The sequence below is a fragment of the Pedobacter sp. MR2016-19 genome, from assembly GCF_014947265.1.
GTDB lineage: Bacteria > Bacteroidota > Bacteroidia > Sphingobacteriales > Sphingobacteriaceae > Pedobacter.
In genome coordinates this window covers 260,167-273,773 of the sequence record NZ_JADCNK010000005.1, presented here as the reverse complement: position 1 = coordinate 273,773, position 13,607 = coordinate 260,167, and the positions used below count along the sequence as shown (strand labels likewise).

The following is a 13,607-nucleotide window of genomic DNA, read 5'->3' as shown; positions in this document are numbered from 1 at the left end:
CATCAGCTATACCGCGCTGTGCGATGATCTGTGATCTGCCTGATTTAGTGTGGCAGCACTTCTGCCAGTTTACGCTCCAGTGCTACTCCCCGCAGGTTTTTTGCGATAATCTTGCCGTTCGGGTCAATCAGGAAATTCGACGGGATCATAGTCACATCAAACAGTTTACCGACTTTGGAGCCAACATCCTGTAGATTTGGCCAGGATAATTTATCCTCACGCAAGGCGGTCATCCATGAGCCTTTATCAAAATCTGAAGAGATGCCCAGTACATTAAAATTGTGTACAGCAAATTTTTTGTAGGCTGCAACTACATTAGGATTTTCCTGTCTGCAAGGTACACACCAGCTGGCCCAGAAATCGACAAGCACATATTTTCCCTTGTAGGAAGATAAGCTGACTAACTTTCCGGTAGAATCAGGTAGGGAAAATTCTGGTGCCACCATCCCAACACTTACTTTTTGTGCACGTTTAAGGTCTGCAGTCAGTTTTTTTCCAACTGCAGTCAGTTTCAAAGGGGCCATAATTTGTTTAAACAAGTCCATGGTTTTTTCAAAAGGCATTCCGTGCCTGAAAGACTCTGATAAAAGGTAAAGACTGAAATAATTGGAGGGATGACGGGCTATATATGAACTGTCTGTTGTTATTTTTATCTGATCCAGCGAATCTGATGCCTTTTCTATTGTCTTCATCTGCTGTCTGAGCTTTTCCTTATTTTGTGTGCTGTCACTCATCAGGTCCTCAATGTTGAAATAAGCAGACCTTGCATCACTCAAAGCCAATGTAAGCTCCGCTGTTTTACTTTCATAAGCTACCTTTTCTGTATTCAAAGGAGAACCTGAAAATATGGCTTGTGAAATGTTTCCCAATGGAAAAGAGACATTAAAAACCCCTTTCTCAATAAACAATTGACAGGACGGGCGCACAGCTTCGTCTTTCTGGTACTTTCTTTTAGTGGTCAGGGAATAAGAAAGCACTGACCATACCGGATCTTTTACGTTCCCGCGGAAACTGAAGGTTCCGTTTTTCACCAGGGCAGAATCCTGTTGCATATCATCGCCTATATAACGTTCAAGATAAACAGTCACTTTATCAGTGGGTTTCATGCCGGTTATTTTTCCCTTTAAGGTATAATTCGGAGTTTTCTTCTGCGCTAAAGACACAGTGCTGCCTGTAATCAGCAACAGGAAAAGTATAAATTGGATCGATCTGTTATAATATGTATTCATTCTTATAGATTTAGTTGTAACCTGGGTTTTGTGTCAGTTTTGGATTATTTCGTATTTCTGCCCTTGGTACCGGGTATAGGGCAGCGGTAGACTTCCAGTAGGTAGGTTTATTTTCTGACATCACCTGGTCAAGGTGTCCAAGTCTGCGCAGGTTAAACCAGCGATCGCTCCATTCAAAACACAACTCCACTCTTCTTTCCTGTTCTACAGCATCAAGAATCGAACTTTCGGTTTGTCCATCATCCAGATTTTCAAGCCCCGCACGATTACGGATGGTATTCACATCCTGAACGGCAGCATCAAGTTGTCCGAGTTTAGCTAAGGCTTCTGCACGAATCAGGTATTGCTCCGCAAGCCTGAAAACTACAGTATATTCCTTATATTCTGAATTCTCAAGGTCTAATCTATATTTGTAGATCCTGTAACCGCCAGTTTCCTCATTAATATAATTCCATCTGCGTTTATCGCCGTCTTCAAAAGCGTCGATAAGACTATTGCTACCTTCATCCGCAACGGCAACATAAGCACCATCACCCAGGGTTTGCCCCGCTAAACCATATCCAATTTCATTCCACATTTGAAAGATAGATTCCTTATTATCGCTGTGAAAAATATCCATCTCCGCATCATCTGCGCTGGTTCCTTCCATCACACCAAGGCTATACTGACTATCATTTTCGATGATTTCGGAAGCTTTAAGACTGGCATTCTTCCAGTCACCGGTATATAAATATACCCTCGACAGCAATGCTTTAACCACCCATTTATTTGCCCTTACACGACCAGCGGTAGGATATTGATCACCAAGATAACTCTCGGCTTTTAGCAGGTCTTCCAGTATTTGTGCGTATACTTTAGCGACTGGTGTCCGGGGAAAATTCTTAGTTTCTTTATAAGCTGTGCTGGTTACCAATGGCACATCGCCAAAAAAATTGACGAGATAGAAATAACAAAAAGCACGCATAAATAATGCCTCACCGATAGCTTTTTGTTTCCCTGAAGTAGTCATGCCTTTCGAAGTTGCGACACCTTCTATGATCGAATTTGCGGTATAGATTACACTGTAATAATCTGACCAATAGGTTTTGGTAGAGGAGTTGACAGGATCTAAACGGTTATGGTACATATTCAGGAAGTCATCGTCTAATGATGCTGCTGGCTTCAATTCATCAGAAGAAAGTCCTCCGGCCACAGGGATATCAAATAAATTACTGTTACTTGCCCATTGAGCATACATACCAACCACTACACTATCAGCAGATTTATCATTGGCATATACTTGTTCTGTAGTTCTGATGAACTCAGGCTTTACTTCTAATATTTTTTTACACGATGTGCTAACCACAGTCAGCATCAGCAGGAAAGCTATGCGGTATATCAAATTTTTCATTGTATAATTTTAAAAAGTTGTTTTTAGACCAAAAGTAAACGACCGCAGGGTAGGCATACTGATACCTGTTTCAGGATCAAAGCCAGGATAGTTGGTCAGGGTAAACAGATTATTACCCATCGCGTATACACGCAAATTTTTCATCCCCAATTTCCCGGCTTGTTTTTCTGAGAAGTTATATCCAAATGAAACATTTGAAAGCCTGATATAAGAATTATTAAAGGCGGTAGCTAAACTTGAATTATAAGTGTAGATCACGGCACCATCTGTGGTATAAGCGATGCGGCTACCCGGATTTTGCGGACTTTGCCATCTGTCGAGTACTTCTACGGGCTGGTTATCCAAAGTAGCACCAGGGCTCAAATTCAGGATACTATTTCGTCCGCTCTTTTTAAAACTTAGGAAAATATCCAGATCAAATCTCTTATAAGAGAAATTATTAGTAAAACCTCCGTAAAATGTTGGCAAAAGGTTACTTAACGGAACATTATCATTTGGATATTCTATAGTGCCATTTCCATCCACATCCCTGTATACAGGTTTACCGGTTTGAGGATCTATTTTCTGAAAGTCGAATCCCCAGAACAATGATAAGGATTTGCCGATGGCATATAGATCCTTATATGAGGAATTTTCCAGGTCAGGGAACGATAGCAATTTATTTCTTCCAACGCTTAAATTAAAGCTTGAGGTCCAGCTAAAATCTTTGTGTTTAATCTGCGAAGTGTTCAACATAAATTCCCATCCGCTATTCTGTATCTGCGCATCCATGTTCTGATTTACGTCGCCCACTCCAACTTGTGAAGCCAAAGGATACGCTACCAGCTGGTTACCTGAACGGTTCCTGTAATAATTTACGGTAAGCATCACCGCATCGTTCAGGAAACCAAGCTCTATTGCGGCTTCGAATTTTTTATTTTCTTCCCACTGATAATCACTGTTGAAAAGGTTTTTAGGAAAAAGTCCGGTTCCCTGATATTTGTTGAAGGTTTTTTCGTAATTCACGAAATAACTGTAATCACCTATATTGTCATTACCGCTCAGTCCGTAACTTGCCCTCAGTTTACCCATGCTTAAGAAGGGCATTGCCGATTTCATCCATTGGCGTTCTGTAAAAATCCAGGCTGCACCAAGCGACCAGAAATCGCCGAACTGTTTACCGGGTGCAAAGCGAGAGGAACCATCCCGTCTCAATGTTGCATTCACGAACAACTCATTCTGGTATTCATACCCTATACGGGTAAAGGCGGAAAGAAAGCGATACTGACTTCCCAGTTGCGTGGTATCAGACCTTTGGGCTGCTGAGACATTGCCTAACAAAGCATCATCCGTAAAGCCATAAGCATTTAAGGCATAATTTGAAGATCTGTTATCAATGTAGGTGCCACCAAGTAAAGCGCGGAAAGTGCTGTTTCCACGATGAAGGACATAATCTGCCTGGGGCTCAAAGGTGAATGAGTTGTTTCTGTTATTTGCATAATAGGTGTACCCTTGAGGATTAGAAGATTTAGGGTCTTGTGCAGCGATAGGAGTCAACATCATTTGCCTGATCCGTAAATCAGTATAACCTACACTGGCTTTCAGCGTCAGGTCAGGCAATACTTTGTAACTTCCCACAAAATTGGTGATGGCACTTTTAGATTTGCTTTCCATCTTGCTTAATGAAGTGGCAATCGGATTAGGCACTCCCCAGTTTAAAGAGCCATCCTCATTATATAAGGAGTAATTGGGTGGCAGAGCGTAAAAAGCAACAGGATCGAGGGCGATAGCCGTGTTCCTATCTCCTGAATAGCTGAGGGTCAAGGCAAGATTCAATTTATTATTTTTCGAATTGTGATCGGCATTGAATCTGATATTCCCACTTTTTAGCCCATCCTTAGTATTGTATACCGTTTTCTCATTTCTATATCCTCCTCCCAGCAAAAAACGGGTCTGATTACTTCCACCAGTGATATTCAGCTCTGCATTTTGCGTTAACGCCGTTTTATCAAAAAACTCCTTTTGCCAATTGGTATATTTCGTCTGACTCCACTTGGTTAAATCAGGGAATGCATCTTCGGTGATTTCTATCCCATCATTGATTGCAGCCTGTCTGCGCATGTCAAGATATTGTTCCGTATTCAGCATATCGATGAAATGTGGAATTTTAGCAATAGAAGCGTAAACGTCGGCCCCGATTTGTATCTGGCCCGCTTTACCTCTTTTTGTCGTAATCAGAATCACTCCATTAGCTCCTCTTGCACCATAGATCGCCGTAGCATCTGCATCTTTAAGGACCTCGATATTTGCAATTGAACTGGGGTCTATACTTTTAAATGGACTTTCACTTGATCCATTAGTCAATATGCCAAGATTGGTTAAACCAGCAATAGAGCTTGAAGTAAAAGGAACGCCATCTACGATATAGAGCGGCATTCTGGCTTTTCCATCAAGATTCAATGTATTGATCCCCCTTATCTGCACACTCACTTGTGCGCCCGGCAAGCCACTGTTATTGGTAATCAACATGCCCGAGACCCTGCCCTGTAATGCAGCAATAGGATCTGGAGTGGGTGTTTTCTCCAATACAGCTGCATCTATAGAGACTGTAGATCCGGTATTTGTTCTTTGAGAAGTTTTTTGTCCATAAGCCAGCACCCGCACTTCATCAAGGACATTTGTACTAGGCTTCAGTTCAATATTAATTACCCCTTCAACATCTGCCACACGTATTTTCTGCTGCTGATAGCCAATATAACTCACTATCAGTACATCTTCCTTTTCAAGCCCTTCGATCAAAAAACTACCATCATCTTTTGTCCGGCTCACCCTGTGTGTACGTTCTACCATTATGGATACGCCCCCGAGCGGTCCCTGTTTTACTTTCACCACCCCGCTTACTGTTATTTTAGGGGTGAATAAGCTGATAATTTTTTCGGCTACTGACTTTTCTTTCCTGCTGATAATCACCGAATGTTCGTCTATCGCATAACTGAACGGGAGATTTTCCAGGCATTTATCCAGTACTTTTTCCAGCGGAGCGTTCCTGAAGCCTGCATCTATTTTTACCGTTTGAAAAAGCTGATCTGAAGAGGCTACGACATCGTAACCTGTCTGTTTTCTGATCGCTCCGAAAATTTCTTTGAGCGTACTGTTTTTCTGCACAAAAGTAACCTTTTGGGCGAATCCGGTGGCGCTCACCTGAAGCAACGTTGCTAAGAGTATAATAGTTGTTAACTTCATGATAAACAATATTTTATAAAAGCAGCGCAAAGGCTTGCATAAAATCTTATTATAATTTTTATACATTTGATATCTGTTAAAATTGAATTGATTCATTACCTGATAAGATTAGGTTTTAGCAAAACACGGCCAGGGATGTTCCACCATCCTTGGCTATTTTGTTTTTGAAAGATCAATATGCTAAAAACCCTTTTCGTCGGTTCCTTCCTAAGGATCGTGATGGCGGTTGTTCATGTTGGTTGGTTTGGTTGATTAGTTGATTAGTGATATTGTTAGCCTTTTAATGATCAACGAAAACCTTATTTCCGGTAATTTCGAATGATACATCTTTGGTCCTGGCCAGAAGGTTCAAGGTTTTAGAGAGCTGGTCGTACTTGGTTATACTCCCCAGGAACTTCTTTTTCTTAATCTCCTGGTTTTTATAAATGATCTCCACATTGTACCATCGGGCAATTCTTGACAGGATATTTTCCAGGGGTTCATCATTGAACATAAAGTAGCCCTGTGTCCAGGCAACGGCCTCATCAGGGTTTACAGCTATGATTTGTTCTGTTGTGGCCGAGCGTATAAACTGCTGACTAGGTTTTAGTAACTGGTTGTTGATTTTTACGCTTCCTTCAAGGAGTGTCGTTTTAGAAAGATTATCATCAGGATAGGCCGAAATATTAAAGTGGGTACCCAATACTTCCACCGTTTGTCCTTTACTGGATACAAGAAAGGGATGGATTTTATCTTTCGCTACCTCAAAATATGCTTCCCCTGTTAACTCTACTTTACGGTTGAGTGCCCCCAGGAAGGATGAAGGATATTTGATTGAAGAAGCCGCGTTTAGGATTACTTTGGTTCCATCCGGTAAACGCACTTCATAATTTTGTCCACGTAAAGTAGACAGGGTATTGATTTGATCGTTACTGGTTATACCCCGGTCAACTACTTCGTATACAATTTGCCCGTCGCTGGTTTTGCGGACAACCACCCCTTGTTCTTTTGCCAACTCACCAGTACGGGCATCAGAAAGTATGATGACTTTTCCATCAGGGAGTGTAAGTGTCGCGTTGTTTTTTCCGGGGGCAATATCTTTGGTATAAACTACCTGTTGCTGCTTCGGCTGCGTTTTTACTACATAAAAAATTGCAGTGCCAACCGTAATACATAATGCTGCCGCAATGGATATTTTTTTCCATAGCGCAGGTCTCTGTATTTGTGGAGATGATACCGTATTTTGTTTCTCAAAATCTTTTATGCCATTAACAAACAGCACTCTTCTCCAGATCTCATTGCGAAGCGGGCCATCCTCAATAATTTTTCTGTCTTTTTTTTCATAATTGGCCGAAAAAATATATAAATATTCAACAATTTCCTTCTCTTCCGGTGTACAAATTCCCAGTTGATACTTTTTAAGTAAATTATTGTGCTCGTTCTGATGATTTTCCATCCTTTATTTGCGCTTACTGTGGCTAATTACAGTGATAACAACTAAAGAAGGGGTTGGTAGTAGGCAGGATTAAAAAAAAGTTAAGAAAATATTAAATGAATCACCCATTTTGCTTTTCAGGATCCGTAAAGCATTATTTATTTGCTTTTTTACGGTTTTATCAGAGATATTTAATTGTTCAGCAATTTCTTTATGTGTTTTATGCTGCTTTCTGCTCAATTCAAACACTTCTCGCATTTTTGGTGGCAGGCTGTTTAATCCCTCTTCAATCACACGTTTAAGGTCCTGTTCCCGCACTCTGCTGTCAGGCATTTGTGAAGGGTGCTGAATAATATGCTCTACCTGTGCTAAATATTTAGCTTCTATCTTAAAATGTTTCAGGCGGTTTAAAATTCTGTTACGCGTAACTGCATAGAGGAAAGCTGCTAAATTGGGATAAGAGGGAAGGCTGTCAGATCTTGACCAAAGGGCGGTGAACACTTCCTGAACTACATCTTTTGCTTCTTCTTCATCATTCAGCATCTGGTTGGCATGGCGAATAAGCAGCAGCCAGTAACGGTCGTAAATAATTTCAAAGGCCTCTTTATTTCCTGAATGGAAAGCATTTAAAAGATCGTCATCACTTTCAGGAACGAATGCTTTCATATTCACAAATAAATGCTGTCATAGTCAAAAGTAACAATAAATACCATTTTAAGCAATAATTCTAATATCCATAGTGAATTTTAAAACCTAACAGACAGCATGCTACGAAATCACTATCAATTTGTAAACATCTTTCAAACTTCAATAAACGAATAGTTTTAATCGGACAGCCGGATTTTGATAAGAATTTTTAAAATGGAAACACAGGTGGCTTACCTTTCAAAGGTGATATAAACAGTATTTTTGGCTTAATACTAGCGTTTCTGTAAATCGGTTTAGATTTAACCGGACAACAATTAACTTGTTTCAGAAGCTATCTACAATAGGATAAGATGGGAAATGTAATACGGATGATGCGGAAACTGTTCAGCACCATCCATTTTATAACTCCTATATTTATTTATTAAATGAATTTAGTTCCAAATCTGGATTTAACCTCTGCCACAAACTCTTTAACCCTTTGCTCTTCGTTTCTTGGGCAAATCATGAGCATATTGTTATTTTCAACCACGATGTAATCATGCAGTCCTTGTAAGATAACCAGTTTATCTTTTGGAACATTCACCATACAGTTCGATGAATCGAACATCAGAACCTGATCTGAAGGAATAACGGCATTACCCACATAATCTTTATCAGCCATTTCATAAATTGAGGCCCAGGTTCCTAAATCAGACCAGCCAAAATCAGACGGAAGCACATAAACATTTTCTGCTTTTTCCATAATTCCGAAATCTATCGAAATATTGGTGCATTGGAAATAAGCGTTATTTATAAATTCTTTTTCACCAGCTTTATTCAATTCAGACCTGCCAATATTAAATATTTCATACATGTCTGGGAGGTGTTTCTCGAAAGCATTTAGTATGGCCTTAGCCGACCAGATAAAGATCCCGGCATTCCACAAGAAATCGCCGCTCTGCAAAAATGATTTTGCCAGTTCTAAATTTGGCTTTTCGGTAAAGGTTTTAACTTTATGCAGATCGGTATCAGTATTTAGAACATAATCAGTGTGCTGAATATAACCATAACCTGTATCCGGGCGATTTGGTTTAATGCCCAATGTGATTAAACAATCATTTTTTGATGCAGCTTCTAAAGATTGCTCAATAGATGCTACAAATCCATCAATATTCGCAATGGTATGATCTGATGGGGCAACCACAATAGTTGCATTCGGGTTTAACTCAGCAATTTTTAAACTTCCATAAGCAACACAAGGGGCTGTATTTCTCATTAAAGGTTCCGCCAAAATCTGGTTATCTGATAATTGAGGTAATTGCTCTTTAATTAAATCTGCATAAATTTCGTTGGTAACGATAAATATATTTTCAGGAGGACAGATGTTTAGAAATCTTTCGTAAGTGCTTTGAATCAGGGTTTTTCCAACACCGAAAAAATCGATAAACTGTTTTGGATATTCTGTTCTACTTACTGGCCAAAAGCGACTTCCTACACCGCCAGCCATAATTAATGCATAATAATCTTTATTCATTTTTTATTTTAAAAATTACACTATTCCTTCGTTGAGGAGATCGTGTAAATGGATGATGCCAAAGTAAGTATTTTGTTCCAGAACTAGCAATTGTGTGATGTTATTTTGCTTAATAATGTCTAATGCATCAACTGCTAAAGCATCGAATTGTATGCTCTTTGGTGTTTTGCCCATTATATCTTCGGCTTTTAGGTTTGCAATAGAATTGTTATTTTCTAACATCCTCCTGATATCACCATCGGTAATAATGCCTAGCACGTTCTCATCGTTATCAACAACAACAACAGCACCCAAACGGTTTTTACTAATTTCTATTAACACATCTTTAACCGGAGCTGATGGATGTATGGAGGGTTTTTCGTTTGATAAAGCAAGATCCCTGGCTTTTAAATATAATTTTTTTCCCAGGGATCCTCCCGGGTGGTACTTTGCAAAATCTGATTCGTTAAAATCCCGGCATTCCAATAAACAGATTGCTAAAGCATCGCCCAGAGCCAATTGTGCCGTTGTACTGGTAGTGGGTGCCAAATTATGTGGACAAGCTTCTTTTTCGAAAGAAGTATTTAAAACCAGATCGGCTTGCTCGGCTAAAAAAGAATTCAATTCTCCAACCATCCCGATCAGCAGATTGCCAGCTGTTTTTAACAAAGGGGTAAGTACTTTTATTTCTGGCGTATTTCCACTTTTAGACAGGCAAATTACAATATCATCAAGCTGGATCATCCCTAAATCGCCATGAATAGCATCTGCAGCATGCATAAAAATAGCAGGTGTACCAGTTGAATTAAAAGTGGCCACCATTTTTTGAGCAATGATTGCACTTTTTCCTATACCAGTAACAATTACCCGTCCTTTACTATGTAAGATGCTTGATACGACCTTTTCAAAATCAGCGTTTATGTTCTTGGCAACATTTAATATAGCTGCCGCTTCAAGCTCTAAAGTGCTTATAGCTGATTGGATTATTGATTTTTTACTTTTCAAAGAGAAAATAATTGTTTGTTAATACTTGAAATTCTTGTAAAATTATGTTATTTTGGATACAAAAATAGCATCGCATATTTTATTACACAAAATGGACGTGAAAAAGTCGTTATTTGATAACCTTCAAAATTTCTTTGGGTTTGATAATTTCAAGGGTGATCAGGAGTCGATCATTACCAATATTTTAGAGGGCAACAATACTTTTGTTATTATGCCTACAGGCGGAGGGAAGTCTATTTGCTATCAGTTACCTGCTTTAATGAGCGAGGGGACAGCAATTGTGATCTCTCCACTAATCGCATTGATGAAAAACCAGGTAGACCAGTTAAGGGCTTTCGGTGGAAATGACAGTATTGCTCACTTTCTTAATTCATCCTTAAACAAATCTGAAATTACTCAAGTTAAATCTGACCTCTTAAGCGGGCAGACTAAATTGTTGTATGTTGCGCCCGAATCTCTGGCGAAGCAGGACAATATTGAATTTTTAAATCTGATTAAAATTTCTTTTGTTGCTGTTGATGAAGCGCATTGTATCTCTGAATGGGGGCACGATTTCAGACCAGAATACCGTAAAATTAAACAGGTTATCGCTGGATTAGGAAATAACATTCCAATTATTGCACTAACTGCGACTGCTACTCCAAAGGTTCAGCAGGATATTATGAAGAATCTTGGAATGATGGAGGCAACGTTGTTTAAATCGTCATTTAACAGGCCGAACTTATTTTATGAAATCCGCCCTAAAAGAGACATTGCCAAAGAGATTATTAAATACATCAAATCAAATCCGGGTAAATCAGGCATTATTTATTGCCTTAGCCGTAAAAAAGTAGAGGAAGTTGCCGAAGCCTTAAATTTGAACGGAATTAGTGCTTTGCCTTACCATGCAGGTTTAGATCCAAAAGTACGGGCCGAAACGCAGGATAAATTTTTGATGGAAGATGCTGAGGTGATTGTGGCAACCATTGCTTTTGGTATGGGGATCGATAAACCTGATGTTCGCTTTGTAATTCACCACGATGTACCTAAAAGTATGGAAGGCTATTACCAGGAAACTGGCCGGGCCGGGCGTGATGGTGGCGAAGGCGTGTGCATTGCTTTCTACTCTCAAAAAGATGTAGATAAGCTGGCTAAGTTTATGAAAGATAAGCCGGTTTCGGAAAGAGAAATTGGTACACAAATATTAAAGGAAGTGATCGATTATGCGGAATCTGGTGTTTGTCGCCGTAAGCAGATCCTTCATTATTTCGGCGAAAACTTTAACGAAACAGGCTGTAACTGCATGTGTGATAACTGCAAAAAGCCTAAAAAACAATTTGATGCTGAAAGCCAGTTATCAACTGTATTAAAGTTTATTGAGAAATCCGGAGAAAAATTCGACGATGCACACTTGCTAAACGTTTTCTTAGGCTTAGAAACGGCACAAACCATTGCATACGAACATAGTAAGGTTCCTGAGTTTGGAATTGGCAAAGAAGAAGGTGAGTTGATGTGGAAATCAATTATCCGCCAGGCTGTTTTAAACAATTACCTGTTTAAGGATATTGATAATTATGGTTTATTAAAGTTAACCAAGCAAGGGAGAGATTTTATTGTTAATCCTTATAGCCTTAAATTCATACTAAATGAACCAATAGAGAACGGTGCCGACGATGATGATGATGATGTAAAACATGGTACCGGAGCTTTAGATACCCATCTTTTATCCTTACTTAAAGAGCTGCGTAAAAAAATTGCGAAGCAAAAAAGTGTTCCACCATTTGTCGTTTTTCAAGATCCATCGTTAGAGGAAATGTGTACACATTACCCGATTACCATGGAAGAACTTCGCCAGATTTCTGGTGTAGGTTCAGGTAAAGCGATGAAATTCGGTACGCCTTTTATCGAATTGATCAAAAAATATGTCGAGGATAACGATATCGAACGTCCAATTGATCTGATTATTAAAACTCAGGCCAATAAATCGCAAATGAAAGTTTCGATCATTCAGAATATCGACAGACAGATCGGTTTGGAAGACATTGCTGATTCTAAAGGCATTACTTACGAAGAAATCCTGAAAGAAGTAGAATCAATTGTAAACTCTGGTACTAAACTTAATCTAAACTATTTCATTGATGAAGTGATTGATGATGACAGACAGGATGAAGTTTTTGATTATTTCAGGGCAGCTGAAAGCGATTCTATCGATGAAGCACTTAATGAATTGGGCGAAACAGATTATACCCGAGAAGAAATTCAATTGATGCGCATTAAATTCATGTCAGAATTAGGAAACTAGAGATTGATGGAAGATGGGAGAGGTAAGATGGATGATGTATCTGCTTATCAGTCCCATTTTCTATTATAGATTTTATTCCATACATTTTCCATCTTCCATAATACATTTTACATGTTAAACTATTTAGATAAATTAAAAAATACAGATTCGGGAAATTTCTTTTTAATGGCGGGTCCATGCGCTATTGAAGGCGAGGATATTGCCATGAGAATTGCCGAAAAGATTATTACGATTACCGATAAACTACAGATTCCATATATTTTTAAGGGTTCGTACCGCAAGGCGAATAGAAGTAAAGGAAGTTCTTTTACAGGTATTGGCGATGAAAAAGCTTTGCGCATTTTAGAAAGGATTGGTAGAGAATTTGGTGTTCCAACCGTTACCGATATCCATGAAAGTGCTGAGGCGGCGATGGCCGCTGCTTATGTGGATGTGCTGCAGATCCCCGCGTTTTTATGCCGCCAAACCGATTTATTAATTGCTGCTGCAGAAACCGGAAAAGTAGTTAACGTTAAAAAGGGCCAATTCCTTTCTGCTGGTTCAATGAAATTTGCTGTAGAAAAAGTAAAAGAAGCTGGGAACGACAAAGTCATTTTGACTGATAGAGGTAATACTTTTGGTTATCAGGACCTGATAGTTGATTATCGTGGATTACCAGAGATGCAAAGTTTTGGCGTTCCTGTAGTGATGGATTGTACACACTCGTTACAGCAACCCAATCAGAGTAGCGGTGTAACCGGAGGTAAACCAGAGTTGATCTCAACCATTGCCAAAGCAGCAATTGCAGTTGGTGCTGATGGTTTATTTATCGAAACGCATCCTGATCCTGCAAATGCAAAATCAGATGGAGCAAATATGCTTCATTTAGACCTGCTGGAAGAAACTTTAACCAAACTGATTAGAATCAGACAAGCCATACTATAATT

9 protein-coding genes are annotated in these 13,607 nt (G+C 39.3%); 2 read left to right on the top strand and 7 right to left on the bottom strand.

Annotation, left to right across the window (positions count from 1 at the left end; translation table 11 throughout):
* Positions 1–44 precede the first annotated feature (44 nt).
* From IM793_RS10025 to IM793_RS09995, 7 genes are all read right to left on the bottom strand, one after another.
* Positions 45–1,229 (bottom strand): TlpA disulfide reductase family protein, encoded by a 1,185-nt coding sequence (locus IM793_RS10025; protein WP_193420928.1) that lies wholly within the window; start codon positions 1,227–1,229, stop codon positions 45–47.
* A 10-nt stretch (positions 1,230–1,239) separates the two neighbouring features.
* Positions 1,240–2,619: a RagB/SusD family nutrient uptake outer membrane protein gene (locus IM793_RS10020; RefSeq protein ID WP_193420925.1), complete on the bottom strand. Its 1,380-nt coding sequence runs from the start codon at positions 2,617–2,619 to the stop codon at positions 1,240–1,242.
* 9 nt (positions 2,620–2,628) lie between these two features.
* Entirely contained in the window at positions 2,629–5,841 is a 3,213-nt protein-coding gene (locus IM793_RS10015; protein ID WP_193420923.1) for a SusC/RagA family TonB-linked outer membrane protein, read from the bottom strand.
* A gap of 280 nt (positions 5,842–6,121) precedes the next feature.
* Complete coding sequence (locus tag IM793_RS10010; protein WP_193420921.1) at positions 6,122–7,276, bottom strand: FecR family protein; 1,155 nt, start codon at positions 7,274–7,276, stop codon at positions 6,122–6,124.
* A 69-nt stretch (positions 7,277–7,345) separates the two neighbouring features.
* Positions 7,346–7,921: an RNA polymerase sigma factor gene (locus IM793_RS10005; protein ID WP_193420919.1), complete on the bottom strand. Its 576-nt coding sequence runs from the start codon at positions 7,919–7,921 to the stop codon at positions 7,346–7,348.
* A 403-nt stretch (positions 7,922–8,324) separates the two neighbouring features.
* Complete coding sequence (locus tag IM793_RS10000) at positions 8,325–9,416, bottom strand: mannose-1-phosphate guanylyltransferase (protein WP_193420917.1); 1,092 nt, start codon at positions 9,414–9,416, stop codon at positions 8,325–8,327.
* Between the two features lie 15 nt (positions 9,417–9,431).
* Positions 9,432–10,400: an SIS domain-containing protein gene (locus IM793_RS09995; RefSeq protein ID WP_193420915.1), complete on the bottom strand. Its 969-nt coding sequence runs from the start codon at positions 10,398–10,400 to the stop codon at positions 9,432–9,434.
* Between the two features lie 91 nt (positions 10,401–10,491).
* Between IM793_RS09995 and recQ the strand changes: the two genes are divergently transcribed.
* On the top strand, positions 10,492–12,681 hold the full coding sequence (gene recQ / locus IM793_RS09990; RefSeq protein WP_132397988.1) for a DNA helicase RecQ: 2,190 nt from the start codon (positions 10,492–10,494) through the stop codon (positions 12,679–12,681).
* Positions 12,682–12,792: 111 nt separating this feature from the next.
* Positions 12,793–13,605, top strand: coding sequence for a 3-deoxy-8-phosphooctulonate synthase (gene kdsA / locus IM793_RS09985; RefSeq protein ID WP_193420913.1), 813 nt, complete (start codon positions 12,793–12,795; stop codon positions 13,603–13,605).
* Positions 13,606–13,607 lie beyond the last annotated feature (2 nt).

What these genes read in the sequence shown, in the direction of transcription:
- IM793_RS10025 (WP_193420928.1), bottom strand. Translation starts at nt 1,229, where the DNA reads ATGAATACATATTATAACAGATCGATCCAATTTATACTTTTCCTGTTG.
- IM793_RS10020 (WP_193420925.1), bottom strand. Translation starts at nt 2,619, where the DNA reads ATGAAAAATTTGATATACCGCATAGCTTTCCTGCTGATGCTGACTGTG.
- IM793_RS10015 (WP_193420923.1), bottom strand. Translation starts at nt 5,841, where the DNA reads ATGAAGTTAACAACTATTATACTCTTAGCAACGTTGCTTCAGGTGAGC.
- IM793_RS10010 (WP_193420921.1), bottom strand. Translation starts at nt 7,276, where the DNA reads ATGGAAAATCATCAGAACGAGCACAATAATTTACTTAAAAAGTATCAA.
- IM793_RS10005 (WP_193420919.1), bottom strand. Translation starts at nt 7,921, where the DNA reads ATGAAAGCATTCGTTCCTGAAAGTGATGACGATCTTTTAAATGCTTTC.
- IM793_RS10000 (WP_193420917.1), bottom strand. Translation starts at nt 9,416, where the DNA reads ATGAATAAAGATTATTATGCATTAATTATGGCTGGCGGTGTAGGAAGT.
- recQ (WP_132397988.1), top strand. Translation starts at nt 10,492, where the DNA reads ATGGACGTGAAAAAGTCGTTATTTGATAACCTTCAAAATTTCTTTGGG.
- kdsA (WP_193420913.1), top strand. Translation starts at nt 12,793, where the DNA reads ATGTTAAACTATTTAGATAAATTAAAAAATACAGATTCGGGAAATTTC.